We start from the raw sequence: 25,778 nt of genomic DNA, 5'->3' as shown, positions 1-25,778 counted from the left end.
CCACGAGTCGGTCGAGAACTTCGTCTGTGCACTTCCGCTGGCGTATTTCGAATTCCATGCTCACGACCGCTACGCGGGGCCAACTCGCTACGAGATGGACACGCTCTTTCGTGTGTTCTTGCTGAAGGAACTCCACGGGTGGGAGCACGAAACAGCGCTGATCGAGTATCTCGAGTGTCGCCCGGCACTCCGCGAGCAGGTAGGCTTGGAGAGTCTACCGAACCAGTCGACGCTATGGCGCAGTTGGCACGAACGGTTCACCACCGACCTTCGCAATACAGTCAAGACAGCTGTGCGGACCATCCTCATTAAGGCCCGGAACGCGGGTGTTACCGTTCCGCGGAATCCAGACCGACATCTTCCATCTCATGGTGACGAAGCAGACGAATCGGACCCAGACGATCACGCTGTCCTTAATGAAGCAGCAACGATTACGGAGCACGTCAGTCGCGTCGTCTTCCCCGCGTTCTCCTTGGACCGAGGTGAGAGCTGTGAGATTCACGAGAACGCCTACTGGGACTTACAGACGTATCTGGAGCTTCGCGAGCGGCTGGCTGCCAACGAGGGCGCTCGCAGCTTCACCTACGAGTCGACTCGAGAGCGGACGCCGCTGGGACACGCCCACCGTGAGCAGATTCGTGACCTTTCGATTGAACAGGTTCGAGAGATGTACAGTCAAGCTATCCAGAGACTCCTGGCCGAGATCTCTGAGACAGAGGAGTTCTTCCAAGCTGGAATCGTCGCCATCGACATCACCGAAGCTGCTCCCTTCACCGGCGATAGAACGGGTCATGAGGACGAGATCATCGGGACGAAAGAGAAGACCGACGAGTACGCCTACCAGTGGGCTACTGTCCAGCTAGTCGGAAACGCAGTCCCGCTCGTTCTTGATGCCCGCCCGGTACGGAAAGGGGAACCACGCAAGGAAATCGTCGAAGATCTCCTGAATTCGGCTGAGGAGCTCGTCCACGTTGATAACGTCCTGATGGATCGCGAGTTCGATAGCCAGCACGTTCTGGAGATGGTCAGTCAGCGTGGGCTGTCATATGTCGTTCCGAAGCGGATGCAGACCAGCGAAAAGGCTCAGGCGAAGCGGCTGCTCAAACACGGGAAAGATCGCTACGAGACCGACCGAAAACTCCATCTCGGCAAGAACGAATGGCACGAGACGACGCTAATCTACCGACGGAAAGAAGGCTCCGAGCACGACGATCACCGTCAGTACTCGGTGTTCATGACGAATAGAGGGAGTGGACACCTCACTGAGTACGGCTACCGGTGGGAAATCGAGAGTGGCTATAGGTCAATTAAGCGGTTCATGGCCGCGACGACGTCGAAGGATTTCGGGCTACGGTTCTTCTACTTCGCGTTTGCGTGTCTACTCTACTCGATTTGGCGAGCGGTTGATCTGCTTGTCCAGGTTGAACTGACTGGCAAGTACGAGCACGCGCCGATCGTGACGGCCGATAATACGCTCACACTCTTGAAGATGGAGACGGGGATCGGATAGATAGCCGCTCAGGCCGGCCGAATGCCTGTTTTTCGAGTGGCAACACTGAGTTGAGTCTCGATAATCACCGAAGCAATTGACTACTGAACAAGAATGGAATCCTCAGAGGCGTCCCGATCCAGATCCCGTGACGAAATTCGGCCGAAACCACGCATCACAGCCCCGCTAAACCCACTGTAGTCTCAACTTCCACCACAACCTCGGAGGATGGTATTGATGCGTACCTTCTGTCGTCTCCCCTCCAACAAAACACGTCACAAGCTTCTGACTAACCCCGAAATTCGTTTCAGCAACACTCCGCAATTTCGAAGTAACTTGGTGTCTCTTAGAGTGCCGGTATCCCACTATCCTGAGTGACATATCTATAATCGCTGTAATGCCGCAGCTGAAAATGATAATCCTTAATATTTTCCGCAGTCCATATTGTTATATGAGTGTGGTCAGCGTCTCGATGCCGGAAGAGTTGCTTAATCGAATCGACCAGTTCGCAGACGACCACGGCTATACTGGTCGCAGTGAGGTACTCCGTGAGGCGAGCCGGAACCTCCTCGGTGAGTTCGAGGATAAGAAGCTCGAAGATCGAGACTTGATGAGCGTCGTCACGGTGGTTTTCGATTACGAAACGACGAGCGTCGAGGAGAAGATGATGCACCTGCGTCACGAACACGAGGACATCGTCGCTTCGAACTTCCACAGTCACGTCGGTGGCCATCACTGTATGGAACTGTTCGTCCTCGAGGGTTCGCTCGAACAGATCTCGACGTTCGTCGGGAAGATCCGAGCGACGAAAGACACGCTCACCATCGACTACTCCGTGCTCCCGGTCGACGACTTCGGCCCGCTCGCCGACATGAACTAGTCCTGTTCTCTCGTTCTCGCTGCATTCACGCCAACTCTAGTAATATCTCCGCTCTCGAACCTCTTCGAGTATTAACTCTGACTGCATGAATCACAGGTATTATTAGAATTGGCTTTAGAGTTAGCAACACGAATGGTCCACATCTCACGTCGAAGGCTGCTTCAGAAGGCAGGCGCAACCACAGTTGCTGCGGCAGGCATCGCTGGCTGTCTCGGTCGAGGAGGGGGGTCACTCGATTCCATCACAATCGCGTACGTCCCGATTTATCCGAACATGCAACACTACGTGATGGAACAGGAGGGCTACTACGATGACGTCCCAGCGGATGTCACAATTGAGCGGTTCAGTTCTGGCCCCAGTGTCGTCAAGGCGTTCGCCAGCGGGGATGTCGACGTTGCGCTCTTCGGGATTACCCCCGCGATGGTTCTCGTCGACAAAGGGACCGACGCCGGTATCCTCGCGGCAAACTCGAGAAATGGCTTCAAGGTCATGGGGACAACCGAACTCGCCGATCTCTACGAACAGGAAGGGCCAGCCATGTTCGAGCGCTTCGAGGAAGAGCGCGGACGCAAGGTTCGGTTCGGTGCCCCACCGGACGGAAGCGTCCCCGACATCGTCCTCCGATACTGGATCCAGGAGGATCTCGACGTCGGTGAGATGGAGTCCGTAATCAACAAGTCGAAAGTCCCGCCAGCGAAGGCGGTCCAGACGATCCAGTCGGGCGATATCGACGCGACGATCATCCAGGAACCGTTCGCGACGATCATCGGCCAGGATGACGGCTTCGGCGAACTCGCCTGGTCCGGTAATATACTGGCGAACCATCCAGTCACGGTGCTGTTCGCGAACCAACGAGTGCTCGACGACAGCGACGTCGCCCAATCGCTGGTCGAACAGCACATGGCAGCGACCGAGTTCACCGCGGACTCACCGGATGGAGCCGCCGCCCACGCCGCCTCGATCATTGGCTCGGGCGTGAGTGAGGATCTTGCTACGGCAGCCATGGACTCACGGGCGTCGGATTTCTTCTCGGACCCGCACGCGATCACCGACCAGGCCGCGACGATGGGTGAGTTCGTCGCGAACGTCGGTAATATCGAAGAACCGGTCGCGACCGAGAATCTGTTTGCGTTCGATCCCTACGACGCCATCCAGGAATGAGCACGCGTACCGACACCAGTTCCAACACGGTGGTCGCCGGCAGCTTCGAGGGGGACCTACGGCGGTATCTGCGCGGCCTGGGCGGTCTGCTCGTGTTCCTCCTCGTCTGGTGGGTCGGTGCGATGACGACCCAGCCGTCGTATCTGGTGCCGGGGCCGATCGATTCAGTACGCGCGTTTATCGACCTATTCTCGACCTCGACTGCGATCGTGGTCCCCGTACTGGGGTCGAGTCTGGTGCTGCCGACCGGCTTCGCACACCTCGCACAGACGTTGTTCCACTACGTCCCTGGCCTCCTCCTCGGTGCGAGCTGTGGAATCAGTCTCGGGTTGGCGATGGGTTGGAACGGTGCGCTCGACGACTGGTTGCGGCCACTCGTCCGGGTACTGCGACCGATCCCGCCGCTGGCGTGGGTCGTCTTCGCCATCGTCTGGTTCGGCATTCACCACACCGGTGCGGCCTTTATCGTCTTCGTCGGGGCGTTCTGGATCAACTTTTACGGTGCGTATGGTGGCGTCGAAGGCGTCTCGACCGAACTCACGGATGCCGCGTCGACCCTCGGTGTGGAGCGCGACCTCTCGATGCTGAAGCTCGTCGCACTCCCGAGTGCCGCTCCCCAGGTGTTGACTGGATTCCGGACGAGCATCGGTCGCTGTTGGATGATCGTCGTCGGCGCCGAGTTGTTCGGCGCGCCCGGCGTCGGCTACGAGATCATCAACGCCTCGAACAACCTCGCGATGGCGACCAGCGTCGCCTACATGTTCCTGATCAGCCTGGCGTTCCTCTGTATGGACGTCGGGTTCCGACTGCTCGAACGGAGGGTCCTCGCATGGCGCTGAGTTCGGACTCGCCCACCGATCGGGAGTCAAGCGAGAAGATCACTATCCAGAACGTCAGCAGGTCCTACGAGTCGACGCACGCGCTCGCGGACGTCTCGTTCTCGGTGGCGGAGGGTGAGTTCTGCTGTGTCGTCGGTCCGTCCGGGTGTGGGAAGACGACGCTGTTGCGAGCAATCGCCGGGCTTGACGACCCTGACGGTGGATCGATACTGGTCGGTGGAGACCCGGTTACTGGTCCTGGGCTGGACAGGGGAATGGTCTTCCAGGAGTACGCACTGTTCCCGTGGCGGACCGTCCGCGGGAACATTCGGTTCGGCCTCGACCGGCCCGCCTGTGACTGCCCCGACTGCGAAGCACGGGTCCGGGAGTTGATCGACCTGGTGGGGCTCGACGGCTTCGAGGACGCGTACCCGAAGGAGCTATCCGGCGGCATGAAACAGCGCGTCGGGATCGCTCGCGCGCTCGCCCCCGATCCGGACATCCTCTTGATGGACGAACCGTTCGGCAGTGTCGACGCCCGGACGCGGGACCGCTTGCACGCCGAATTGCTCGACATCTGGACGCAGACCGGACAGACCGTCGTGTTCGTCACGCACGACATTGACGAGGCGGTGACCCTCGCTGATCGCGTAATCGTCATGGATGCAGACCCGGGAACCGTGCAGTCCACGTTCTCCATCGACTTAGAACGCCCCCGTGAACGGACCTCTCGTGACTTCGTGGACCACGTCGCCCGAATCAGGGATGAACTCGGGAGTCCGGCCGACACTAGTCACTGATACTCCCTTACGGCAAGTTTATTAACAAGTCTTCTCTAGACCGCTATTTCTATTATCTTTGAGTCATTTTTTAATATATGCCCATCGTGAGCTCTTCGATGACGGAGCGACTCCGAAACGACCTCGATACGTTTGCGGAAGAACACGGCTACAGCGGACGGAGTGAAGTCATCCGGGAAGCGTGCCATTCACTACTCGAAGAGTACCAAGAGACAGACGACAGGGATCAGCGGGTCTTGGCGACAGTTACTGCCGTCTTCGGATACGACAAACCGGAGATCGAGCGCCGGATGATGGACATCCGCCACGAATTCGAAGCGTCGATTCGGTCGAACTCACACAACTGTCTCGAAGGGAACGCCGGCTGTGTCGAGACGTTCGTGATCGAAGCCAGGTACGACGACGCCCTGCGATTTATCGGGACTGTTCGAGGAGCAGACGAGTCAGTCTCAGTCGAATACACGGTCGTCCCTGTGGAGGCCCTGAACGCTGAAATCGGCGAACAGTAAGGTCGAGATCACTTACGCCGACGCCGAGGTGTCGACTCCCTCCTCTATCAAGACATAACAGTATTCTACTCTATGGTTGTTATCTGCTTTGGGCTAGTACAGTAACTTTATTATAACTGCCGGCAGAATTGGCAAACTAGATATGGCACACATTCACCTCGGAGAAGGCTCGTTCCCGCTCTGGGCACTGGTAGTCTGGACGCTGATCGGCACCGGACTGATCAGTGCCATCGTGTATCGAGTTCGGAAAGGCGGTATCGAGACCCATCAGATCGCGCTCGCGGGCATCGGCGCGGCCGCGAGCTTCGCCGTCTTCCAGTTGAACATCCCCGTTTGGGGTGGTATCCACATGAACCTAACCGGCCTCGTCGGCATCCTCACCGGGCCGCTGCTCGGGTCGCTCATCGCCTTGGTCGTGAACGTCTTCTCGGCAGCGCTCGGTCACGGTGCAGTCGGCTTGATCGGCGCGAATACGCTCGTCAACGCGAGCGAAGCAATCGTCGCCTACTACATGTTCAAGACACTGATGCGGATGGACTGGGACGTCTTCCCCGCCAGTGCCAGTGCCGCGACGGTCGGCCTCTCGGCGGGCGCGTTCCTGATGGGTGCAATCATCGTCGTCAGTGGCGTGAACGGGAGCGCGCTCCCGCGCGGTGACCTGACCATCGCCGTCGCCGGCCTCGTCGGACTCAACCTCGGCGTCGCCGTCATCGAGGGTCTCCTGACGGGATTCATCGTTCAGTTCCTCGCCTCCGTCCGCCCCGATCTCGTCGGCCTCGCCGACCGTGACACCCAGGAGGAGCCGACCGGGGTGACGGCCTGATGCAGCGCTGGAAGCAGTACGGTGGCCTCGCCGGCCTCTTCGCCGCCTTCCTCGCCGCCGGCTACTGGGGGTTCACCGCAACCGGCGGCGCACTCCCGTGGGCCAAGCGCTCAGCGAAAGCCCTCCAGCGCGGTGTGCAGGACGGCGGCGGCGCCCTCGTCGACATCGGCCGTGGCATCGTGGTCGCCGGCCCAATTCGGAAGGGCGGGATGATGCTCGAATTCGGCGCGCTCGTCGCCCTGCTAGTCGTCGTCGGCCTCGGGTTGTACGTCTACGTCGACCGCTACGGTGGCTTCGAGGACGGAGAACGCCCGGCTCGGTAACCGTGACGACACTCTCGAACCACGTTCCCGACCCGCGGCTCATCACGGCGTTCGCCGAACGGCGAGACGGACCGTTACACCGCGTCAATCCATGGACGAAGGTCGGCGTCGTCGGCGCACTCGTCCTTGCCGTCACGGTGTTCGACCGTCTCGCGCTCTTGGCCGGACTGTACGGAGCCGTACTGGTGGTCTACGGACTCGCGGGACTGCCATACCGACGACTCGCTGGCTGGTACACGCTCCCGATGCTGTTCATCGTCTCGGTCGCCGGGCCGCTGGCGTTCCTCGAACCAGGGACGCCGGTCGGTGGCGCGCTCTCGACACCGCTCGGCGAGCTCTCGGTTACGTGGGCAGGGCTCGTGCTCTTCGGGGAGCTCAGCTGTCGATCACTCACGGTCGTCACGTTTGCCCTGACGGCGTCGATGACGACGAAATACACGGACGTCGCGTACATGCTCGGACGATTACTCCCACGGCCGATCGACCAGATTGCGCTGCTCACCTACCGGTTCACGTTCGTCATGCTCGAGACGCTCGAGGACCTGGTGAAAGCCGCGCTCTCCCGCGGCGCGAACTTCTCGGAGTTCTGGTCGAACAAACGGCTGTACGCCAGAATCCTCGGCATGACGATGCTCTCGGCGATCGAGCAGTCCGAACGACTCGTCAAGTCCATGGAAGCCCGTGGCTACAACGGCGATATCACGCTGTACGGCGACGTCTCACGGCCACCGATCCACGAACTGTTCATCGTGGTGGGTTCGTACGTTGCCGTCGTCGGGTACGCAGCGGTCGCGATCTACGGGGTGAGACTGTGAGTCGAGACGATTCACCGCTCGTCGAGCTTCAGTGTGAGGCACATACCTACCCCGACGGGACGGTCGGCATGCACGACGTCGACTTCTCGGTGTACCCCGACGAAGTCGTCGCACTCGTCGGTGGCAACGGTGCCGGGAAGTCGACGCTCCTCGAACACCTGAACGCGACGCTCGTTCCCGACGACGGTGAACTCGTCGTCGACGGCACGTCGATCACCGAAGACAACAAGGCACACGCCCGGAGGGAAGTCGGCTTCGTCTTCCAGGACGCCGATACGCAACTCGTCGCCCCAACGGTCCTCGACGACGTGATGTTCGGCCTCCAGAACTACGGCGTCCCAGGTGATGAAGCGAGAGCGCGCGCTCGTGAAGCGCTCGCGACCGTCGACGCGAGCCACCTCGAAGACCGGATTCCTCACTACCTGAGTGGTGGCGAGAAGCGCCTCGTGGGCCTCGCCGGCGTGCTCGTCCTCGAACCGAGCGTCGTCGTGCTGGACGAACCACTCGCGGGGCTCGACCCCGAGCGCTCGATGCTGGTCGCCGAGCGAATCGAGCAGGTTCACGAAGAGGATATCAGCGTCGTCCTGTCGACGCACGACCTCGAATTTGCCGCTGAAGTCGCAGACCGAGTCTGTGTGATGGCCGATGGTAACGTCGTTGGAAGCGGAACGCCCCGAGAGGCGTTCTACGACGACGCACTGTTGACCGAGGCGAACCTCCGCCCACCGAGTTCGGTTCGCGTGGCTCGCGATGCAGGGCTGGGGTCGACCGAACAGCCGGTGACTGAAGCGGATCTGGTGGCGCTCCTCACAGAAGCCGACAACCTGGGACTCACACAGACACCCTCTCCAGATGGGCGCGGACACGACTGAGGGTCTTCCTCGGTATCTCGCGCCGCTTCCTCGGCAGGTCGAGACCGTTGCGTTGCGGTACGCGTGGGTGATCGTCGCGATCAATCTCGTGGGAACGGCGTTCGGCTTCTGGTACTACATCCCGCAGTTCCGACTCGAACCGATCGTCGCGTGACCAGTCGTCCCGGACAGCCCGATAGCCACGTTGTTCATCGCCTGCTCGCTGGCGCTATACAAACTCGGCCGGTCGAACGAGTACCTGAACATGCTGGCGTTCTTTGGTTGTATCAAGCTTGGCCTCTGGACACCGTACGTCTTGACAGTGTTCGCAGATGCGTTTCTCGCGACAGTCACGCCACCACCACAAGTAGTTCCACTACTGGGACGAGAACTCGCGTCGAACGCGATGTACGCCTTCCTGTTCGTCTCGCACCTCGGGATGGTCATCCAGGCGTTCCTCATCCATCGTTACAGTGACTTTCCCGGTCGAGCGATTCTCGTTGCCGTGCTCTGGTACGGATTCAACGACCTCGTCGACTACTTCGTCCCGATCGTCGGGACACCGCATCACACCCTCTTGCCAGTCGAACCTATCGTAAACGGAACCGCCCAGCACGTCTCCCCAGCACACGAGATCGCCGCTGCGGGTGCCGTTGCGCTCACGATACTGGCGGTACTACTCGCCGTTGCGACTCGACGAGTGAAAACAACACGAATCTCTAAGTCTGTCTCACCCTGATAGCTGCCTCTGGCCGCCGTATCGTTATAATACGGGCATTTCGAACACCGGGGAATTGATTCGCCAACCGCAGCCCACTATGATAATCGCGCAGTCGTAGTTACTAATGACTCATAAGTATGGAGTATAGATTAACATACGATGCGCACGAGTTTCAACATTCCCGACGACCTTCTTGCCGAGTTCGATGAAACCTGCCAGGCAGAGGGGTTCGAGTCACGGTCACGTGGCGTCCGTGAAGCGATGCAGGAGTACATCGAGGCTCACACCAGACTGGAGGATATCGACGGTGACGTCGTCGTCATCATTGCGTTCGATTACGAGCACGAAGCGATCATCGAAGATATCCACGACTTGCAACACCAGTATCAGGACGTCATCACGACCACGAACCACATTCACGAAGGCGAGTGGTGTCTGGAGACGCTCTTCTGCAGCGGGCCTGCACCGCGTGTCCGAGACCTCACATATCGATTGCGCGATTTCGATGCAGTGAGCCGGGTCAAAATGATGCTCCTCGCCGATCACTAAGCCATACTCACGACTCGATGTGCTGATCGATGCGGTCTCCGCCTAGCGAGGTAATTGAGTAATCCACTGCCCGGACGTCCGGTACTGCCCGGACGGTGTTGACGAATCCGGACAGTGCCTCCATGGCCCCCTCTACGACGAACAGTTCCATGCAGTACTGGTCCTGGACGTGTGCATGGGTAGTCGCGGAGACGATTGTATCGTACTCGTGACGGACTCCTGTGAGCCGTTGTTGGACTGCGGGTTGACAGTACTCGAAGACCACCGTTACTGTACACATATGCTTCTGCCCGTCGATATTTCGCCCCTGAAACTCTTCGAGCAGTGTGCGTGTGCCTTCGCGTACGACCTCGCTCCGGCCACTGTAGCCGTGTTCGTCGGCGAACCCGTCGATGCGTTCGAGTAATGCTTCGGGCATCGAGATGCTAACGACGCTCATATACTAAAATACTATTCTGAGTTATTAGTTTCTGTTATGACTTCTACCATCAAGACGTAATAATTAGTATTTTAGTAGAGTAGATTCATAACTCACGTATGCCGTTCAACAACGACCCGATCCCGGTGACGATCCTCAGCGGAAGCCTCGGTGCTGGCAAGACGACGACCCTTAACCACATTCTCAGTAGCGAGAGAGAACTGAACGCCGCCGTCGTCGTCAACGACATGGGCGAAGTGAACGTCGACGCCGACCTCGTCGAACGCGAGTCGGAACTCACCCAGAACGACGAGGAGATCATCGAAATGTCGAACGGGTGTATCTGCTGCCGGCTTCGTGGCGATATGCTCGACGAAGTGGGGCGATTGGCCGAGGAGCGAGACTTCGACTACCTCCTCGTGGAATCGTCTGGAATCAGCGAACCGATTCCAGTCGCCCAGACGTTCGCACGCGGATTCGAGGACGCGGAGTTCGACCCCACGGGGGTGTACGAACTCGACACGATGGTCAGCGTCGTCGACGCACACAGCTTCTGGCAGGGATTCGACTCCGGCCAGGCACTCACCGACGACTCGGTCGACCCCCAAGACAATCGCGTCCCGGAAGAAGCGCTCATGGACCAGATCGAGTTCTGCGACGTCCTCCTGTTGAACAAGTGCGACCTCGTCCCGGACAACGAACTGGACGAGATGGAAGCTATCCTAGAGACACTCCAACCGCGCGCCGAAATCATCCGAACGGAACACGGCGCAGTCGACCCCCGTGAAATCCTGAATACTGGCCGGTTCGACTTCGAAGCGGCAAGCCAGTCCGCCGGGTGGATGCGCGAACTACAGGAGGGACACCATCACGAGGCAGCCGCCGAGGAACACGGCGTCACCTCGTTCGTCTTCGACGCCGACCGGCCGTTCCACCCCGAGCGCATCGCTCGTCTCTTTGCCGACCTCCCTGACGGAATTATCCGCGCGAAGGGCTTTTTCTGGTCCGCCGGTCGCGAGGACGTCGCGATGGGACTCGACAAAGCAGGCCAGTCGGTCCGGGCCGGTCCGAAAGGGACGTGGATCGCATCGCTCCCGAAGGCCCAACAGGAGCGCTACTTCGCTGCGCGACCCGAACTCAAAGAGGACTGGGACGACCAGTGGGGCGACCGTGGATCGGAGCTCGTGTTCATCGGCCGCGAATTCGACCAGGAGACACTGGTCGAGCGACTGGAAGACTGTGTCCTCTCGGACGCAGAGATGGAGGAGGACTGGAGTGTGTACCCGGACCCGTTCGGTTTCGAGGATCAGCGCGAACTGGCACTGGCCGACGACTAATGAGCTTCGACGACCAACCCCCGGTCACGATCCTGAGCGGGGGACTCGGGGCGGGCAAGACGACCCTGCTCAATCACCTCCTCACCGTCGGCGGCGAACAGTACGACGTCGCCGTTCTCGTCAACGACGTAGGCGAGGTGAACGTCGACGCCGACCTCATCGAGAACGGCTCCGAACTCTCGATGGAGGACGGCGGTGTCACGGAGCTGTCGAACGGCTGTATCTGCTGTGGGCTGCAGAACGAACTAGATCAGGAACTGAGACGCCTCGCCTTCGACGAGGAGTTCGACCATCTGGTCATCGAGGCCTCGGGTATCAGTGACCCGGTCCCCATCGCCCAGCGGTTCGTCTCACCCGCGCGTGCGTCGGCACTGTACGATCTCGATACGACCGTCACAGTAGTCGACGCTGCACAGTTCCATCAGGCGTTCGTCGATGGCCGCCCACTCAAGTCGACAGACGACGACGCCCGACCGCTGTCGGATCTCCTCGCCGAGCAGGTCGAGTTCTGTGACGTGCTCGTCCTGAACAAGTGCGATCTCGTCTCAGAGGCGGAGCGCGAGGCCGTCGAACGCGTCGTCCGAACACTTCATCTGGGGGTCGAGATTATCCGAACGACCGAAAGCGCCGTCGACCCGGAACGTGTTCTCGGAACGGGTCGGTTCGATCAAGACGAGGCGAGTAACTCTGCACGGTGGAAACAGGCACTCTCGCCTAGTCACGGAGACGGCACAGACGTCGACCCAGACGGTCACCACGCGGGCCAGACGGAGACGGACGACCACAGTCACGAACAGGGGCGTGACGACGATCACGACCATAGTCACGACGAAGAACACGACCATCTCCACCCGCCCGAGGAATTCGGTGTCGACTCGTTCGTCTACGAGCGCCACCGACCGTTCCATCCCGAACGGTTCAGCGAGTGGCTCCGTTCGTTCCCTGGGTCCGTCGTCCGAGCGAAAGGACACCTGTGGATCGCTGGCCGAGAGCGCTACGCGCTCGACCTGAGTCAGGCGGGAACACAGACCCACGTCGAGGTAAACGGTCGGTGGGCGGTCACACTTCCCGAGTTCCAGCGCGAGTCCTACCGCGAATCACGGTCGGATCTCCACTGGGACGAACAGTGGGGTGACCGTGAAGTGAGACTCGTCTTCATCGGCGCTGGAATGGACGAATCCAGTATCGCCGACGCCCTCGACGATTGTCTCGTTTCAGAGGCGGAAATGGACGAGAACTGGGACGGGTTCGAGAATCCGTTCCCAGGAACGATGGAGTGGTCACAGCCCCCGATGGAACAACGCCTCGTGGTAGGTGGCCTATCGTGATCCAGAATGACCGCGAACTTCCTCCAGCAGAGGACCGACGGACGACGGATGCCGACGGCCACGACTGTATCGACCCGCTGGGCGTGGCCATCGTAACGGTGTCCTCGTCACGCGGGGATGTTGTCGAAAAGACCCCGCCAGACCCAGGTGGCGATGCCATTGCGAGCATCCTCGTCGAAGCGGGTCACGTCGTCACGTCACGCCGGCTGGTTCCGGACGACTACGCCCGGATCAAGACCACAGTGAGCGAGTGCCTGGATCGGCCGGATGTCGACCTCGTCGTGACCACAGGCGGGACTGGGGTTACCGTCGACGACGTCACGCCGGACGCGGTGAGCGAGCTCTTCGACCGCGAACTGCCGGGCTTCGGCGAGGCGTTCCGGTGGCTCTCGTGGGAGGAGGTACGAACGCGTATCGTCTCGACCCGTGCGACAGCGGGCATCGCCCGCGACGTGCCAGTGTTCGTGCTCCCGGGAAGTGAGAACGCCGTCGAGCTCGCCACGGCAGAGATTATCGTCGAGGAAGCCCCGCATCTATCCGGACTCGCAACCCGGCATACGAACGAGAAATCCGGGGGTGAGGCGCACTAATGACCCCCGAAGGACAGGAATCCAGCACACGATGAAATTGGTGAGACACAACTAATGACCACGATAGAAGCAGACGAACTACTTCCGGCCGAAAAAATCAGACAAGCGGTCATCGCCGGAGACGTCACACAGCTGCACCGCGGCGACAAATACGCCTCCGAGGGTGACCGCTTCGAAATCGACGACGTCATCTTTGAGGTGACGACGGTACGAGAAGAGCGACTGGGTGATATGACGGACGAGGACGCCCGAGCCGAGGGCTCGCCGAACCTCGAAGCCTACAAGAAGCGAATCGAACGCACCCACGATACAACCTGGGACGACGACGATACCGCCGTCCTCCATCGGTTCGAAAAAGTAGGATAACAACCCATTCGCTCTCGTGTAGACTGGCGGAATAGTGTGTTAACAGACCACTTATCCCCTTAATCTCGGCTGCAGTACCTGAATACGTCGAAAATTCGATCAGAACGTCGGCCGTGAGAGCCAGTTCCGCTACACTACAGGAGAGTGACCCCATTTTGACTCCGTTGAAACCCTCGGAAGTTGATACAAACGGCTCGCTGCATACGGAGGGCCCGTCACAGCACGCCTGAATATTTAGGATAACCAAAAGTAGAGTTCGAGTTTGAGAAAGTTTCTTTTGTTTAGAGAGGCGAATACTTGGTATAGTGATTCTGAGCCACATCGTGCTGGTGTTCGTCGCCGGCTTGGTAACTGCGTTAGCCACCGGACTGGGGGCGATCCCGTTCTTTTTCATCGAGGAGTTCAGCGATCGTTGGAACGTCGCCCTCTGGGGAATTGCCTCCGGCATTATGGTAGCCGCGTCACTGTTCGGTCTCATCAACGAGGGGTGGCAGTACGCCACTGGAGGGTTTCCAGCCCTGATGGTTGGTGGCCTCCTGACGGGTGTCGTCTTGGTTGAGGCGTCCGACCGTTTGCTCGATCGAATTGATATCGGTACGGACGATCACGCCGAGACCAATCACAGACACGGTAACGACAGCGTCGGTGGGGAACATACCGGCACCACGACAGAGATTAATACCGACGGTGGATCAAGACCCGCCACAGATACTGGGACGCAGGGACCGGACGACCACCGACTGGAAGCGAAGGCGTTTGCCGACGGTGATGTGAAAACGCTGGTGTTGATCCTCGGTATACTCACTGTCCACAGTTTCCCCGAGGGGGTCGCTGTGGGCGTCTCCTTTGCAGAGCTTGGATTTGAGGGGGGCATGAACGTCTTCGGCGTCGCGATCCCTGTTCTGGCCGTCTTCATGACGGTCGCGATTTCGATCCACAACGTCCCCGAAGGGACCGCGATCGCAATCCCGATGCGTGCGATGGGGCTGTCGAAGTGGCGGATGGTCGGTGCAGCGGTGTTTTCCAGCCTCCCACAACCCATCGGGGCCGTTATCGCGTTTGCCTTCGTGACGTGGGCCGAGTCTTTCCTTCCGTTCGGGTTTGGCTTTGCCGCCGGTGCAATGATCTATCTGGTCGTCACAGAGTTCATTCCTGAAGCCCTTGAGACCGGTAGTGACCTTCCGTACGGCGGTTACCGTGCACTTGTCGGTGGGATCTTTGCCGGGGTTGCGGTGATGGTGCCGCTGTTGTACGTCTGAACCGGCCGTCCGCTTCGAATCTTGACCGGCTATGGCGCTATGTGAGATACACGCTCCGATTCGCACGGTATCGGAGAATTATGCTTCTGCTGTCCGTTCTTGTGTGTCGGGGTGAGAGCGTAGGACGAACCCTGTCAAAGGAAACGCCTATCGGCTCGCTTTGATTCAATCGTCGACTCCGAGGCGGTGAGCCAGCCCGTATCCGCATCGGATGGAACGTCGAAGTCGGGAACGAACGGCTTGATATCCAGCAGCGGTGTCCGATCGACGACATCGATACCGTTGACCATCACCGTGTCATCCATGACGGATTCGATCTCGACGACGGAGAGGCCGATCCGATTCGGCCGCTGCGGAGCTCGCGTCGCAAAGACTCCCCGCCGTCCGTCATCGAGAAACGGTTCGACCTCCAGCGGAGCAGCGTCACCCGATTCATGAAAGTGATACAGCAGGATACAATGCGTAAATCCGTTGAGATCCTTTAGTCCATCCACGTACGCCTCCCTGAGACCGATGGTTCCCTCCGCAGCGGCGTCCCCTACCGGTTGGATCGGCATTCCATCTGGTGATTCGAACGGTGTCCGGATTACCCCGATGGGCTCGTACACGAACTGATTTTCAGACACAGCTATCGTTGAGCGTTCGACTGACAAATCAGTTCGTGACCGGTACGCGTTTTGTAGTCAGCACGGTCTCAACGGGCTATCAGGCGGTGACGCCGAGGGTTTCTAGTTCTTCGGTGGAGTACTCCGCACGGAGTTCCCCGTCGAATGTTCTTCGAGAACCGCCGCTCGCTCTTCGTCACTCATCTCGGTCAGGTCGCTGAAACAGTGGCACATTACAATCGCACCCGAGCGCCACAGCTACAAAATGCCTGTTAGCATGCTTCTCTGGCTTGTGTAATACGGGATCTGAGGTAGCAACGATTAGCAATTCTAGGGGCCACATTAGTTATCTCAGCGCAAGTTAGTAAAGAGAGTACCTATTTAGTGAATCCTTGCTAATTTAGTATCTCTAAATCATAGCACTTATTATCTAGTCTGCCACTGTTAACAACAGATGCCTCGATACACCCGACGACGACTCCTCGCAGCTGGACTCGGTACGGTAACTATCGGCTCACTCGCGGGCTGTACGTCGAGCAACGACGACTCCGGTGCGGCGGAAAGTGACGGCTCGACAGCGACAGAGAACGCCGGACCGGAAGCCCAGTCTTCGTTCTTCATATTCGGGGACTGGGCCAGTCAGGTTGCGGGCAACACCGCGACCGCAGAAACGCTCGTCCCGGTCGGTCAGCACGGCCACGGCTGGGAACCGGGGCCACAGATTCAGGGGACGATTCGCGAATCCGACCTGTTCATTTACGGGATGGACGGGTTCCAGCCGTGGGCGGACGACATCGTGACGACCCTCCGGGACGACGACGCTGACGTTTCCCTCCTCGCGGCAGGCTCCAGCATCGACCGCCTCGAAGGAGGTCACGACCACGGGACCGAGCACGAAGAGAGCCACGACGGGGAACACGAATCCGAAGGCGAACACGGTGGTGAGACGCCCTGGGAATGGGCCGGTCTCTATCACCTGGACGCGGGCTCGTACACGTACACGTTCCAACCGGGGCCGGACCCCGAAATGCAACTGGCTGTCCTCGAAACCGACGAAAGCGGAGACCACGGCATCCAGCACGTCGAAGAGACGGCTCACACGCTCTACGAGTCGGACCACGACGCCCACTCGGAGGTCCAGACCGGCGGCACGCTCACTCCCTCCTTGGAGAGTCTCTACCATCTCCAGTTCGCCGACTCGGGCGAGTCGACGTACACGCTCGATATCCCGTCGTCGGGCCACTACGTCCTGTTCAGCCAGCACGTTCCCTCGGAGTTCGACGCGGCGCTCACCGACGAGAGTGGATCGATGGTCGACCCCGAACTGACCGAGAGCGCTGGCAGCCACGACCACGAGGAAGAACACGAGAGTGAACACGAAAGCGAACACGAGGGTGAGCACGACCACGAGGAAGAACACGAAACGGGAACCCAGGAGAGCGAAGGCGGCGACGGCCACGACCACAGCGGTGAGGACCCGCACTTCTGGCTGGACCCGATGCGGGCGAAGCAGGCCGTGAGTAACATCCGGAGCGGGTTCGTGGACATCGACGGCGACAACGCCGGTGCCTACGCCGACAACGCCGAGTCGTATCGATCCCGCCTTGACGAGCTCGATAGCTCCTTCCAGTCGACTCTCGAGAGCGCATCGAAGGACGTCATCTTCGTCGCCGGCCACAACGCATACCAGTATCTCAGCCAGCGCTACGGTTTCGAGGTGGAGACGCTGACGGGACTCTCCCCGGACGACCAACCCACACCACGGGACATCGAGCGCGCACAGGAGATCATCGCCGAACACGACCTCCAGTACGTCTGTTCCGACCCGCTGGAATCCCAGGAGGCGGCGAACCAGCTCGTCGCCGAGACCGACGCCACCGAGGTCCTCCCGCTGACCGCTATCCCTGGCCAGACACAGGAGTGGGCCGACCAGGACTGGGGCTACGTCGAGGTCATGGAGAACATCAATCTGGAGACGCTGAAGCAGGCGCTCGACGCAGAATGAGCGACACCACGTCTGGCGACACGGAACCGGAGTGGGACGGGAATGCCGAACCCGGTCCATCCGAAGACCCCCGCTCGGGATTGATGGCACTGGTCACCGACGCGACGGAGCGGCCCGTCTGTACGATCTATCCGCCGGACGTGGCCGTTCCGTATCGGACGACGACCTGGATCACGGCGTACGGGGATTCGTTCGTCGACCTCGCCCACTACCGATGACGACAGCAACGACGGAGACGGATCGGTCGGCGGAGCCACTCATCAGCGTCGACGACGTCACGTTCGGCTACGGAGATATCCCGGTTCTCGAATCCGTGTCGATCGACGTCGAACCCGGGTCCTTCCTCGGGTTGGTCGGGCCGAACGGGAGCGGCAAGAGCACGCTGCTCGATCTGATGCTCGGACTTCGTCGACCGGACGAGGGCACGGTTTCGCTGTTCGGCGAGCCCGCCCACGAGTTTGACGCCGGCGAGCGAATCGGATACGTCGCACAGAACGCGACGAAGGCGGCGCGCAACATGCCGATCACGGTTCAAGAAGTGGTCGAGATGGGGCGGTACCCGCGGCGGCTCTTCGGTCGGTTCTCGGCGGCGGACCGGCGAGCGGTCGAGGGGGCGCTGGAAGAGGTCGGCATTACTGATCTCGCTTCTCGGCGGGTCGGCCGACTGTCCGGTGGCCAACGACAACGAGTCTTCATCGCCCGTGCGCTCGCCTCGGAGGCCGACCTGCTTGCGCTCGACGAACCGACGGTCGGCGTCGATGCCGAGTCCAGAGAGGAGTTCTACAGCCTCCTGCACGACCTGAATGCGACCGGGCTGACCGTCATCCTCATCGAGCACGACATCGGCGTCGTCACCACCTACGCGACGGACATCGCCTGTATCAACCGCCAGCTGTACTTCGACGGCAATCCCGACGAATTCGTCGAGACGGATGCCCTCGCGCAAGCGTACGGGGCCGACCAGCACGTCCTCCAACACGACCACTAATCATGTTTCTCACATACCAACGCCTCGCCGGAACGCTACTCGCCGAACTGCCTGCCCTATGGTTCGGCCTCACGGGCCCTATCGAGTGGTTTCTCGACACCGTGGTTGGCCCCACTATGGACCTCCTGGCGGAGGTTCTCGGGGCGCCGATGCTTGCCTACCCGTTCATGCAGCGGGCGTACCTCGCCGCGGTCTGTATCGCCGTCATCGGCCCACTGGTTGGAACCTTCCTCGTCCATCGGGAGATGTCGATGCTCAGTGATACGCTCGCCCACACCGCCTTCGCCGGCGTCGCCGTCGGTCTGTTCCTCAATTCGGCCCTCTCCCTTTCGTTGTCGCCACTGCTGACTGCGTTCGTCGTTGCGATCGTTACCGCGCTGCTCGTCGAGTTACTCGTCGAACACGCCGGCGCGTACACCGACACGTCGCTAGCGATGGTGCTTACGGGCGGGTTCGCCGTCGGGAGTATCCTCATCACCGCGACCGACGGCGGCATCGCGGTCGGTATCGACGCCTACCTCTTCGGGAGTCTCGCGACCGTCTCGACGGCGAACGTCGGTATCCTCGTCCTGATGAGTCTCATCGTCGGCGGCCTCGTCACGCTGACGTACCGGCCGCTGCTGTATGTCACGTTCGACGCCACCGCCGCACAGGCGGCCCGACTGAACGTCCGCCTCTACAAACGCCTCATGGTCGTGCTCACGGCACTGGTCGTCGTCAGCGCGATGCAGATCATGGGCGTCATCCTGGTCGCCGCGATGCTCGTCGTTCCGGTCGCCGCCGCGGCGAAAGTCGCCGGGAGTTTCAAGCAATCCATCTCCCTAGCGATCCTCGCTGCTGAGTTCGCGGCCATAGCCGGGGTCACACTATCGTACGTCTATGGGATCGCGGCCGGTGGCTCGATCGTCGTTGCGGCGATTGCCGTGTACGTCGCCGTCCTCGGTGTCCAGAAACTGGCGCACCGTCTCCCGACCGTGCAACGGCTCCGCAGCCTACGGACCAGACAGCCCCGAGACGGACTTGAAGCCGACGGAGGCGAGCGAGAATGACCCCTGATGGACCGGACGCCGCCCACACGTCAAGCGGGCCACAGTCCTACGAGTACGTGATTATCGGTGGTGGTATCCATGGGACTTGCCTGGCGAACTATCTCCTCACGGAGGGCGGACACGCTCACCAGGACCTCTGTCTCGTCGACCCTCGCGAGCAGTTACTCGCGTCGTTCGCGACGAAGGCTCGTCAGTGCGGAATGCGAACGCTCCGGTCGACATTCGTCCATCACATCGACACAGAGCCGTTCTCGCTCGAATCGTTCGCGGAATGCGCGGGTCGGGAGGACGAACTCGTCTCGACGGAGAACTATCCGAACCGACCGACGCTCGACCTCTTCCTCGACCACGCCCGAAACGTCATTGACCGGCGTGACATCGACGAGTGTCACGTTCAGTCGAAGGTGACTGGAGTTACCAGAACTGGATCCGGTGACCGACTCGACGTGCAGACGGAGGCGGGGATGCTCGAAGCTCGCCGTGTCGTGCTGGCCATCGGGCTCGGTGGCCCGCGGACGGTCCCGACGTGGGGGGCGTCACTCCCGGACGACGCCCCGCTCGTTCACGTCTGGGACGACGAGTTCGACCCGACGACAGCAGCGAATTTTGCGGGGCCCACGTTCGTCGTTGGGGGCGGTATCACCGCTGCGCAACTTGCCTGCAGCCTCTCGGAACACACGGACGTGACACTCTGTTCGCGTCACGACCTCGAGATCGAACTGAGCGAAGCTGACCCGTACTGGATCAACTGGCGACACATCGAACAAGAGGTTCACACGCTCCCGCCGGGGTCGGAGGCCCGTCTTGATCGAATTCGAGCCGCCCGCAACGACGCGACGATCCCGCCGTACGTCGAGCGTCGACTGGACGAGGCTCGCGACTGTGACGAGCTCGAAGTCCGCCGCGGCGAGATCACGTGTGCATACGCCACAGACGACGGCTTGCTCGTGCGGTTCGACGACGGCACGACGGCAGCGAATGCGCAGGTCGTCCTCGCGACCGGACTCGATCCGGTCCCGGAGCACCCATTGGTCGACTCGGTCGCTGACTCCTTGTCACTCGAACGTGGTGCAGAGGGATTTCCCCTCCTCGACGATGAGACGCTCGCGTGGCGAGGGACCGATGGTACCCGTTCGTCGGTGTACGTTTCTGGAGCGCTCGCAGAACCTAGCGTCGGTCCCTTCGCCCGGAACATCGTCGGCGCTCGTCGAGTCGCAGAACGGCTGCTCACGTCACGAGCTGGGACTGTTTCAGAGAGACCATCGTCGGCTCTCAGAGGGGAGTCCTGACTTGAAGTTCCAGTCGGTGACCGACGCTGCAACGGCAGCAGACTAGCGGTTTGGGACTACGTCCTCAAGTGACGACGACTGGCTCTGACGAGAAAACGAGGATTCTGAGCGAAATCCTACCGACCTGTCTTCTCAGTGGTTCTCGTGGATATGGTTGCGCAGCGCGTCGGTCTCGTCGAACTGTTCGTCGCACTCGGCACACGTGTTGTGGTGGAGCGCGACGTGCTGGGTCACGCCGGCAGCGCTCTGGAACTGTGCATCGCAGCTGGAGCAGGTGTACGCCATTACGTTAACAACTCAGGCTCCGACACATTAAAAGAGTTATTAAAAATTGGGCCGGTGAAATTGCTACGCAGTATTAATCTGCTCACCATGATAACTAACGACCTGCCAGATCACTCGACGTGGTATATCAGTGAGTGAGTGTATGGATGTCGACTTGTGGTATTTATTCTGACTCGAAAGGTGTTCGTGTGCGGGCGAGAACGTGCCCGTCGTGACAGCGGCAGTTACACCGGAAGAAGTCTGTCGCGTAGCCGTTTTCTCGGAACGATCGAGCTACTGCTAGCGCCGAGGCGTCACTCTCAACCTCGACGTTGACGATCGATCGGCGTCCACGTTCGAGGGCCGCCATCGCCTCGGCGATGTCAAGCCGTTCGGCCTGGAGCGACTCCAACAGCATCGCCTCCATCGTCCGCTCTTCTAACTTTGGGACCGTCCCATCGGACACTGCCGCTGCGACGGAACTGTCTTCGTAGAAGTACTCCGCGAGTTCGGGTCCGTCGAAATCCCTGAGTCTGCCACGGTGGCGCTCCTCAAAGCGATTGACGACGAGAAACACGTCGGCGTCGAGCTGGTCTATGACGCACTCGTAGGCAGCCACACGATCTAGCATCTCGGGCGTCACGACGACGAAGACAGTGTCGAGTGTGTCACCTGCAGTTTCGAGAGAATCCGTTCCCGGGGAGTGATCGACGACCGTCCAGTGGACGCCTAGCGGTCCGATGTTTTCGGGAGAGGCCGATGGCTGTTCAAAAAACGTTGCGGCTTCTCCGACGGTTGCGACGTCGGTTCGGTCGGAGAGTCGATCCGCTACCATCGTGGCGACGGTCGTTTTACCAGCACCTTCGGGCCCGACGAATCCGATCCGCTGACGATCCGCAGGGAGCGTTCGATCATTAATCGGAGTCGCTGCCGAGGGGGATTTCGATTCAGAACTCATCGCTGGGCTTGCTCTCTGATGGCGGGGTCGACCGCCCGACTCTCGGCAATCGTTTCGAGCGCCTCCGTCGCGCCGAGTTCTTCGAGTTCCGAAACCGCGGCTCGTCGGAGGGGACCGTCGATCCCGTTGGTCTGCGTGAGGGTGCGGAGCTGTTCGATGGCACCCATCCGCCCCAGTTCACGGACCGCCTCTTGGCGCGCCTCATGGGAGGCAGACTTTTCCACAACTTGCTGAAATTGGGTTCGTTTGCTCGGCATTTTCAATCGGCCAACCCCACTTCTTCCGCGTCCTGAGCTTCTGTCGCTTCTGTCTGTTCGTCCGCTGGTTCGAGGTCGAACTCCGGGAAGCGGTCCTCGAAGGTGTCCCAGTCGTCGCCCATCTCTTCGTCGGTCAATGTCGCTGTCTGCAGGTCCTCACGGAGTTCGTCGTGGTTCATCTCGGTACCGATGAGGACGAGCCGGGAGGAGCGGTCGCCGTACTCGGGATGCCAGTTTGCTTCGAGATCTGGATACGCCTCGAAGTACTGTGCCTGTTCGTCTTCGGGCAGCGCTGCGATCCAGCGGCCCGCAGGTTCGAGTCGGATCGACTGTCCTGCAATGTCGATCCCCAGGCCGAACTCCGACCCCCCCGCGAGCCAGAAGTGGCCCTTCGACCGGACGACGTTCGTCGGGAACTCGTCAAGCAACTCGACGAACCGTTCGGGATGGAACGGCCGCCTCGATTCGAAGACGAACGAGGTGACACCGTGTTCCTCCTCGGCGGACTCGTGCGGTTCCTGAAGTTCCTGCATCCAGCCCGCGGACTGACTCGCTTCTTCGAAGTCGAATCGACCGGTATCGACGATTGCCTCGGGATCGACCGTACCGTGTTCCGTCCGGATGATCTCCGCGCGCGGTTGCAGCACCTCGATCATCTCTTCGATCTCGTCGAGCGTCTCCTCGTCCACGAGGTCGCACTTGTTCAACAGGAGGACGTCACAGAACTTGATCTGTTCGACCAAGAGGCTTCCAAGGTCTTTCTCGGTGTCCCCGTCCATCAGCGATTCCTTCGAATCGAACGTCGTCCAGAACTGATGGGCGTCGACGACAGTGACCGTGGTGTCGAGCTCGTAGTAATCCATCACCTCGATACCGGTCTCCTCGTAGAACTCCGTGGGATCGAGGTCACCCTGATCGAATCCCATGGTGAGCGTCTGGGCGACGGGCAACGGTTCGGCGACGCCCGTCGACTCGATGATCAGATAGTCGAACTCGCGGGCTTGTGCGAGCTTCGCCAGTGCATCCAACAGGTCACCGCGTAGCTCACAGCAGATGCAGCCGTTCGAGAGCTCGATCAGATCCTCGTCGTCTTCCGAGATGTCCGAGTGTTCGGCGACGCGCTCGGCGTCGACGTTCACTTCGCCCATGTCGTTGACGAGGACCGCGACGTCCAAGTCGGTTCGCGTGTTCAGGAGGTTGTTCAGCACGGTCGTCTTGCCCGCGCCGAGGTTGCCGCTCAGCACGGTGACGGGAATCGTCTCTCGACTCATCTGTTATTAAGTATAGATCGTATATTATTTATAATTAGCTATCTACTACCCTATATTGTTAACAGTGACACCCGAAGAAGCCCAAAAACACGAGTCGCTCGACGTCGCAATTGTCGGCGCAGGTGCCGCTGGCGTCGGTGTTGGGGCCGTCCTCGCGGATCTTGGTCTCGACTCCTACGCCATCCTCGAGCGAGACGAAGTCGGGGCGTCGTTCCAACAGTGGCCAGAAGAGATGCGTCTCATCACGCCATCGTTTCCCAGCAACAGCTTCGGCTGCCGGGACCTGAATGCCGTCACCACCGACACTTCACTCGCACTCGCGCTCGACCGTGAACACCCGACAGCAGTAGTTGAGACTACTCTTCTCGATCGATACGCCACTCTGGCGTAGTTCATAAATAGTATGAAAACGTAGACTCGGATAGACAAATGGCCCGAATCACCGGCTCCTATCCTGACGACCTCGATCTACTCATCGAGGGTGCTGTCGAGGCTGGTGTGTTCGGAGGCAAGAGCGATGCGTTGCGCGAGTTCGTCCGTGAATACTTCGAAGACCACGAAAACGAGCGCATTGCGGCCGCGGTTGCGCTCTACGAACGTGAACGAATCACACTCGGTGATGCTGCGCGACTTGCTGATGTCGACCGCTGGACCATGCGTGATCTCCTCCGTGAGCACGGCGTCGAACTCCGGCTCGGACTCGTCGACGAAGACGACGCAGCCTACGAGGTGGGGGCAGCAAGCGAACTCGAATTTGATGGTGAGGACTCAGACGACGATGCGTCGCCTGCGGAATGACAGGCGGTGATATTCTGGCGAATCCGAGCGTCCTGAACACGACTGTCCTCTCGAATTTTGCGTATATCGACCAGCTGTGGGTGGTTGCAGGACTCTCTGGGATCTGTACAGTGCCGGTCGTTCGCGAGGAACTCGAACACGGCGTTGCTGATCATTCGTATCTCCAGACAGCACTCGATACACTTGACGACGGGATTCCAGTCGCGACGATTTCGGGCACAGTCGGAAACAGAGAGGCTGTTGTCAGTAACCATCTCGATCCCGGTGAAGCACAGGCGTTCGCCCTCGCGGACGCACACGACGGTCGATTGCTGACCGACGATGGCGATACCCGATCATTTGCGAAAGAACAGGGCGTGACCGTTGTCGGGTCGGTCGGCGTGCTCCTCGCCGCGATCGATGCTGGGAAGATTACTGAACAGACTGCTGACGGATGGCTCTCGACGTGGATTGATGAGATCGGCTACTACGTGCCCTATCGAGATATCGAAGCGTATCGATGATTGATACACTGTGTGGACCCATCCATCACGGGTATTGAGAATCGATGATTTCAGGCTTTTTCGCACGGGAATGGAGAGGCAAGGATGACCGCGTATCGCTTCCAGGTCAAATTCGCTCCCGATCCGACATCGCTGTGGCGGGACATCGTCGTCGGTGCTGACAGAAGGATTGCTGAATTCCAGTCAGCGATCAATCCTGCAGTCGGTCTCGACCAGACCCATCTCTGGTTCATGGGGAACGACGAGGAGTACTGGGATAGCGAACTCAAGTATCAGTGCCCACAGGAATACGAGCAATCGAGTGGTGGTCCAGCACTTCGAACTGAGCGACTGGAGAATGCTGGCGAGGTGACGCTTGGTGAGATGGCTCGACAGTTGAGCCTCGAAAAGTACGACCGCATCTGTTACCTCTACGACTACGGTGACGAGTGGCGCTTCTACGCTATCCTGAAACAAGTCCTTGACGACGAACTACGTGATACAGAACCAACGATTGTGAATACCGAGGGAGAATCGATCGACCAGTATGGCTCCTCGAGAGAGCGGTGTTTTTGAGCGAGTCATGTTCAGCGTCTCGTCGTGGCACCGACTCGTGAGTCTCGCCGGAGTGTCTTTCGACGGATTGCCCACCGACCACACGCTGATTGGCCAGTATACGATGCGACGCCGCTGTACGAGCGAAGCTCGCTCGACGGACTAGAGTCAGATGTTCGGATAGTCTCACAAACCTGGTTCAAACACGACCGCCACGAGT

General features: G+C 59.9%; 31 protein-coding genes and 2 pseudogenes. 27 read left to right on the top strand and 6 right to left on the bottom strand.

Going from position 1 to position 25,778, the window contains the following annotated elements; translation table 11 throughout:
* From DP106_RS13730 to DP106_RS13675, 13 genes are all read left to right on the top strand, one after another.
* The coding region (locus DP106_RS13730; RefSeq protein ID WP_240625435.1) for a transposase at positions 1–1,510 on the top strand (1,510 nt) is incomplete at its 5' end.
* Positions 1,511–1,940: 430 nt separating this feature from the next.
* Entirely contained in the window at positions 1,941–2,369 is a 429-nt protein-coding gene (locus DP106_RS13725; RefSeq protein ID WP_120086200.1) for a CopG family ribbon-helix-helix protein, read from the top strand.
* A gap of 132 nt (positions 2,370–2,501) precedes the next feature.
* Entirely contained in the window at positions 2,502–3,530 is a 1,029-nt protein-coding gene (locus DP106_RS13720) for an ABC transporter substrate-binding protein (RefSeq protein ID WP_205738946.1), read from the top strand.
* The gene (locus DP106_RS13715) at positions 3,527–4,369 is read left to right on the top strand and encodes an ABC transporter permease (RefSeq protein ID WP_120086198.1); all 843 of its coding nucleotides are present in this window, start codon (positions 3,527–3,529) and stop codon (positions 4,367–4,369) included. Before DP106_RS13720 ends, DP106_RS13715 begins: the two co-directional genes overlap by 4 nt.
* Positions 4,360–5,148: an ABC transporter ATP-binding protein gene (locus DP106_RS13710; RefSeq protein WP_120086196.1), complete on the top strand. Its 789-nt coding sequence runs from the start codon at positions 4,360–4,362 to the stop codon at positions 5,146–5,148. The genes DP106_RS13715 and DP106_RS13710 overlap by 10 nt, the downstream gene beginning before the upstream one ends.
* Before the next feature lie 98 nt (positions 5,149–5,246).
* Positions 5,247–5,657: a CopG family ribbon-helix-helix protein gene (locus DP106_RS13705; RefSeq protein WP_120086204.1), complete on the top strand. Its 411-nt coding sequence runs from the start codon at positions 5,247–5,249 to the stop codon at positions 5,655–5,657.
* 142 nt (positions 5,658–5,799) lie between these two features.
* Positions 5,800–6,480, top strand: coding sequence for an energy-coupling factor ABC transporter permease (locus DP106_RS13700; RefSeq protein WP_120086194.1), 681 nt, complete (start codon positions 5,800–5,802; stop codon positions 6,478–6,480).
* The gene (locus tag DP106_RS13695; protein ID WP_120086192.1) at positions 6,480–6,803 is read left to right on the top strand and encodes a cobalamin transport operon protein; all 324 of its coding nucleotides are present in this window, start codon (positions 6,480–6,482) and stop codon (positions 6,801–6,803) included. The genes DP106_RS13700 and DP106_RS13695 overlap by 1 nt, the downstream gene beginning before the upstream one ends.
* A gap of 2 nt (positions 6,804–6,805) precedes the next feature.
* Entirely contained in the window at positions 6,806–7,618 is an 813-nt protein-coding gene (locus DP106_RS13690; protein ID WP_120086191.1) for an energy-coupling factor transporter transmembrane component T family protein, read from the top strand.
* A 68-nt stretch (positions 7,619–7,686) separates the two neighbouring features.
* Positions 7,687–8,490: an energy-coupling factor ABC transporter ATP-binding protein gene (locus DP106_RS13685; protein WP_120086202.1), complete on the top strand. Its 804-nt coding sequence runs from the start codon at positions 7,687–7,689 to the stop codon at positions 8,488–8,490.
* Positions 8,471–8,644: a hypothetical protein gene (locus DP106_RS16600; protein ID WP_394343464.1), complete on the top strand. Its 174-nt coding sequence runs from the start codon at positions 8,471–8,473 to the stop codon at positions 8,642–8,644. Before DP106_RS13685 ends, DP106_RS16600 begins: the two co-directional genes overlap by 20 nt.
* A gap of 30 nt (positions 8,645–8,674) precedes the next feature.
* Positions 8,675–9,208: a DUF1405 domain-containing protein gene (locus DP106_RS13680; RefSeq protein ID WP_394343463.1), complete on the top strand. Its 534-nt coding sequence runs from the start codon at positions 8,675–8,677 to the stop codon at positions 9,206–9,208.
* Between the two features lie 141 nt (positions 9,209–9,349).
* On the top strand, positions 9,350–9,739 hold the full coding sequence (locus tag DP106_RS13675; RefSeq protein ID WP_120086189.1) for a CopG family ribbon-helix-helix protein: 390 nt from the start codon (positions 9,350–9,352) through the stop codon (positions 9,737–9,739).
* Between the two features lie 7 nt (positions 9,740–9,746).
* On the opposite strand, the gene DP106_RS13670 is transcribed toward DP106_RS13675, so the two are convergent.
* Positions 9,747–10,178: a CopG family ribbon-helix-helix protein gene (locus DP106_RS13670; RefSeq protein WP_120086187.1), complete on the bottom strand. Its 432-nt coding sequence runs from the start codon at positions 10,176–10,178 to the stop codon at positions 9,747–9,749.
* A gap of 98 nt (positions 10,179–10,276) precedes the next feature.
* Between DP106_RS13670 and DP106_RS13665 the strand changes: the two genes are divergently transcribed.
* The 5 genes from DP106_RS13665 (at position 10,277) to DP106_RS13645 (ending at position 15,037) form a co-directional block, all read left to right on the top strand.
* Positions 10,277–11,494: a GTP-binding protein gene (locus DP106_RS13665; RefSeq protein ID WP_120086185.1), complete on the top strand. Its 1,218-nt coding sequence runs from the start codon at positions 10,277–10,279 to the stop codon at positions 11,492–11,494.
* The gene (locus DP106_RS13660) at positions 11,494–12,822 is read left to right on the top strand and encodes a GTP-binding protein (RefSeq protein WP_120086183.1); all 1,329 of its coding nucleotides are present in this window, start codon (positions 11,494–11,496) and stop codon (positions 12,820–12,822) included. The genes DP106_RS13665 and DP106_RS13660 overlap by 1 nt, the downstream gene beginning before the upstream one ends.
* On the top strand, positions 12,819–13,412 hold the full coding sequence (locus tag DP106_RS13655; RefSeq protein WP_120086181.1) for a MogA/MoaB family molybdenum cofactor biosynthesis protein: 594 nt from the start codon (positions 12,819–12,821) through the stop codon (positions 13,410–13,412). Before DP106_RS13660 ends, DP106_RS13655 begins: the two co-directional genes overlap by 4 nt.
* 54 nt (positions 13,413–13,466) lie before the next feature.
* Positions 13,467–13,778, top strand: coding sequence for an ASCH domain-containing protein (locus DP106_RS13650; RefSeq protein WP_120086179.1), 312 nt, complete (start codon positions 13,467–13,469; stop codon positions 13,776–13,778).
* Between the two features lie 302 nt (positions 13,779–14,080).
* Entirely contained in the window at positions 14,081–15,037 is a 957-nt protein-coding gene (locus DP106_RS13645) for a ZIP family metal transporter (RefSeq protein ID WP_120086177.1), read from the top strand.
* 134 nt (positions 15,038–15,171) lie between these two features.
* Here the strand turns inward: DP106_RS13645 and tsaA are convergent, their stop codons facing one another.
* Entirely contained in the window at positions 15,172–15,663 is a 492-nt protein-coding gene (gene tsaA / locus DP106_RS13640; RefSeq protein WP_120086175.1) for a tRNA (N6-threonylcarbamoyladenosine(37)-N6)-methyltransferase TrmO, read from the bottom strand.
* Between the two features lie 433 nt (positions 15,664–16,096).
* Here tsaA and DP106_RS13635 point away from each other — a divergent pair, with 433 nt between their 5' ends.
* From DP106_RS13635 to DP106_RS13615, 5 genes are read left to right on the top strand one after another with little or no spacing between them, the layout of a single operon-like run.
* Positions 16,097–17,647, top strand: a complete 1,551-nt coding sequence (locus DP106_RS13635) for a metal ABC transporter solute-binding protein, Zn/Mn family (RefSeq protein ID WP_120086173.1) — start codon at positions 16,097–16,099, stop codon at positions 17,645–17,647.
* Positions 17,644–17,865 carry a DUF7511 domain-containing protein gene (locus DP106_RS13630; protein ID WP_120086171.1) on the top strand — a complete coding sequence of 74 codons (222 nt, stop codon included), beginning with the start codon at positions 17,644–17,646 and terminating at the stop codon, positions 17,863–17,865. The genes DP106_RS13635 and DP106_RS13630 overlap by 4 nt, the downstream gene beginning before the upstream one ends.
* The gene (locus DP106_RS13625; RefSeq protein ID WP_120086169.1) at positions 17,862–18,635 is read left to right on the top strand and encodes a metal ABC transporter ATP-binding protein; all 774 of its coding nucleotides are present in this window, start codon (positions 17,862–17,864) and stop codon (positions 18,633–18,635) included. The genes DP106_RS13630 and DP106_RS13625 overlap by 4 nt, the downstream gene beginning before the upstream one ends.
* A gap of 2 nt (positions 18,636–18,637) precedes the next feature.
* Positions 18,638–19,684 (top strand): metal ABC transporter permease, encoded by a 1,047-nt coding sequence (locus tag DP106_RS13620; RefSeq protein ID WP_120086167.1) that lies wholly within the window; start codon positions 18,638–18,640, stop codon positions 19,682–19,684.
* Positions 19,681–20,973 (top strand): FAD/NAD(P)-binding protein, encoded by a 1,293-nt coding sequence (locus DP106_RS13615; RefSeq protein WP_120086165.1) that lies wholly within the window; start codon positions 19,681–19,683, stop codon positions 20,971–20,973. The genes DP106_RS13620 and DP106_RS13615 overlap by 4 nt, the downstream gene beginning before the upstream one ends.
* A 132-nt stretch (positions 20,974–21,105) precedes the next feature.
* On the opposite strand, the gene DP106_RS16595 is transcribed toward DP106_RS13615, so the two are convergent.
* The 4 genes from DP106_RS16595 to DP106_RS13600 all read right to left on the bottom strand — a co-directional run bounded on the left by DP106_RS16595 (position 21,106) and on the right by DP106_RS13600 (position 23,723).
* Complete coding sequence (locus tag DP106_RS16595) at positions 21,106–21,258, bottom strand: C2H2-type zinc finger protein (protein ID WP_394343462.1); 153 nt, start codon at positions 21,256–21,258, stop codon at positions 21,106–21,108.
* 163 nt (positions 21,259–21,421) lie between these two features.
* On the bottom strand, positions 21,422–22,195 hold the full coding sequence (locus DP106_RS13610) for an ATP-binding protein (protein WP_120086163.1): 774 nt from the start codon (positions 22,193–22,195) through the stop codon (positions 21,422–21,424).
* A complete protein-coding gene (locus DP106_RS13605; RefSeq protein WP_120086161.1) occupies positions 22,192–22,452 on the bottom strand; it encodes a hypothetical protein in 261 nt (86 codons plus the stop codon). The genes DP106_RS13610 and DP106_RS13605 overlap by 4 nt, the downstream gene beginning before the upstream one ends.
* Positions 22,453–22,454: 2 nt before the next feature.
* Positions 22,455–23,723: a GTP-binding protein gene (locus tag DP106_RS13600; protein ID WP_120086159.1), complete on the bottom strand. Its 1,269-nt coding sequence runs from the start codon at positions 23,721–23,723 to the stop codon at positions 22,455–22,457.
* 64 nt (positions 23,724–23,787) lie between these two features.
* On the opposite strand from DP106_RS13600, the pseudogene DP106_RS13595 reads away from it, so the two are divergent.
* The 4 genes and pseudogenes from DP106_RS13595 to DP106_RS13580 all read left to right on the top strand — a co-directional run.
* A pseudogene (locus DP106_RS13595) lies at positions 23,788–24,066 on the top strand (NAD(P)-binding domain-containing protein); the annotation flags it as partial.
* Between the two features lie 86 nt (positions 24,067–24,152).
* The gene (locus DP106_RS13590) at positions 24,153–24,521 is read left to right on the top strand and encodes a UPF0175 family protein (RefSeq protein WP_120086158.1); all 369 of its coding nucleotides are present in this window, start codon (positions 24,153–24,155) and stop codon (positions 24,519–24,521) included.
* Positions 24,518–25,024, top strand: a complete 507-nt coding sequence (locus DP106_RS13585; RefSeq protein WP_120086156.1) for a twitching motility protein PilT — start codon at positions 24,518–24,520, stop codon at positions 25,022–25,024. The genes DP106_RS13590 and DP106_RS13585 overlap by 4 nt, the downstream gene beginning before the upstream one ends.
* 84 nt (positions 25,025–25,108) lie before the next feature.
* Positions 25,109–25,552, top strand: a pseudogene (locus DP106_RS13580) (IS1096 element passenger TnpR family protein); the annotation flags it as partial.
* Between the last annotated feature and the right edge of the window lie 226 nt (positions 25,553–25,778).

The organism is Halonotius pteroides, from assembly GCF_003605635.1.
GTDB classification, from domain to species: Archaea; Halobacteriota; Halobacteria; order Halobacteriales; family Haloferacaceae; genus Halonotius; species Halonotius pteroides.
The sequence above is the reverse complement of the archived record's forward strand: the minus strand, read 5'-3'. Positions and strand labels throughout refer to the sequence as shown.

Bases quoted from the DNA above. Each gene is read 5' to 3' on its own strand.
- DP106_RS13725 (WP_120086200.1), top strand. From the start codon at position 1,941: ATGAGTGTGGTCAGCGTCTCGATGCCGGAAGAGTTGCTTAATCGAATC.
- DP106_RS13720 (WP_205738946.1), top strand. From the start codon at position 2,502: ATGGTCCACATCTCACGTCGAAGGCTGCTTCAGAAGGCAGGCGCAACC.
- DP106_RS13715 (WP_120086198.1), top strand. From the start codon at position 3,527: ATGAGCACGCGTACCGACACCAGTTCCAACACGGTGGTCGCCGGCAGC.
- DP106_RS13710 (WP_120086196.1), top strand. From the start codon at position 4,360: ATGGCGCTGAGTTCGGACTCGCCCACCGATCGGGAGTCAAGCGAGAAG.
- DP106_RS13705 (WP_120086204.1), top strand. From the start codon at position 5,247: ATGACGGAGCGACTCCGAAACGACCTCGATACGTTTGCGGAAGAACAC.
- DP106_RS13700 (WP_120086194.1), top strand. From the start codon at position 5,800: ATGGCACACATTCACCTCGGAGAAGGCTCGTTCCCGCTCTGGGCACTG.
- DP106_RS13695 (WP_120086192.1), top strand. From the start codon at position 6,480: ATGCAGCGCTGGAAGCAGTACGGTGGCCTCGCCGGCCTCTTCGCCGCC.
- DP106_RS13685 (WP_120086202.1), top strand. From the start codon at position 7,687: ATGCACGACGTCGACTTCTCGGTGTACCCCGACGAAGTCGTCGCACTC.
- DP106_RS16600 (WP_394343464.1), top strand. From the start codon at position 8,471: ATGGGCGCGGACACGACTGAGGGTCTTCCTCGGTATCTCGCGCCGCTT.
- DP106_RS13675 (WP_120086189.1), top strand. From the start codon at position 9,350: ATGCGCACGAGTTTCAACATTCCCGACGACCTTCTTGCCGAGTTCGAT.
- DP106_RS13670 (WP_120086187.1), bottom strand. From the start codon at position 10,178: ATGAGCGTCGTTAGCATCTCGATGCCCGAAGCATTACTCGAACGCATC.
- DP106_RS13665 (WP_120086185.1), top strand. From the start codon at position 10,277: ATGCCGTTCAACAACGACCCGATCCCGGTGACGATCCTCAGCGGAAGC.
- DP106_RS13660 (WP_120086183.1), top strand. From the start codon at position 11,494: ATGAGCTTCGACGACCAACCCCCGGTCACGATCCTGAGCGGGGGACTC.
- DP106_RS13650 (WP_120086179.1), top strand. From the start codon at position 13,467: ATGACCACGATAGAAGCAGACGAACTACTTCCGGCCGAAAAAATCAGA.
- DP106_RS13635 (WP_120086173.1), top strand. From the start codon at position 16,097: ATGCCTCGATACACCCGACGACGACTCCTCGCAGCTGGACTCGGTACG.
- DP106_RS13630 (WP_120086171.1), top strand. From the start codon at position 17,644: ATGAGCGACACCACGTCTGGCGACACGGAACCGGAGTGGGACGGGAAT.
- DP106_RS13625 (WP_120086169.1), top strand. From the start codon at position 17,862: ATGACGACAGCAACGACGGAGACGGATCGGTCGGCGGAGCCACTCATC.
- DP106_RS13620 (WP_120086167.1), top strand. From the start codon at position 18,638: ATGTTTCTCACATACCAACGCCTCGCCGGAACGCTACTCGCCGAACTG.
- DP106_RS13615 (WP_120086165.1), top strand. From the start codon at position 19,681: ATGACCCCTGATGGACCGGACGCCGCCCACACGTCAAGCGGGCCACAG.
- DP106_RS16595 (WP_394343462.1), bottom strand. From the start codon at position 21,258: ATGGCGTACACCTGCTCCAGCTGCGATGCACAGTTCCAGAGCGCTGCC.
- DP106_RS13610 (WP_120086163.1), bottom strand. From the start codon at position 22,195: ATGAGTTCTGAATCGAAATCCCCCTCGGCAGCGACTCCGATTAATGAT.
- DP106_RS13605 (WP_120086161.1), bottom strand. From the start codon at position 22,452: ATGCCGAGCAAACGAACCCAATTTCAGCAAGTTGTGGAAAAGTCTGCC.
- DP106_RS13600 (WP_120086159.1), bottom strand. From the start codon at position 23,723: ATGAGTCGAGAGACGATTCCCGTCACCGTGCTGAGCGGCAACCTCGGC.
- DP106_RS13590 (WP_120086158.1), top strand. From the start codon at position 24,153: ATGGCCCGAATCACCGGCTCCTATCCTGACGACCTCGATCTACTCATC.
- DP106_RS13585 (WP_120086156.1), top strand. From the start codon at position 24,518: ATGACAGGCGGTGATATTCTGGCGAATCCGAGCGTCCTGAACACGACT.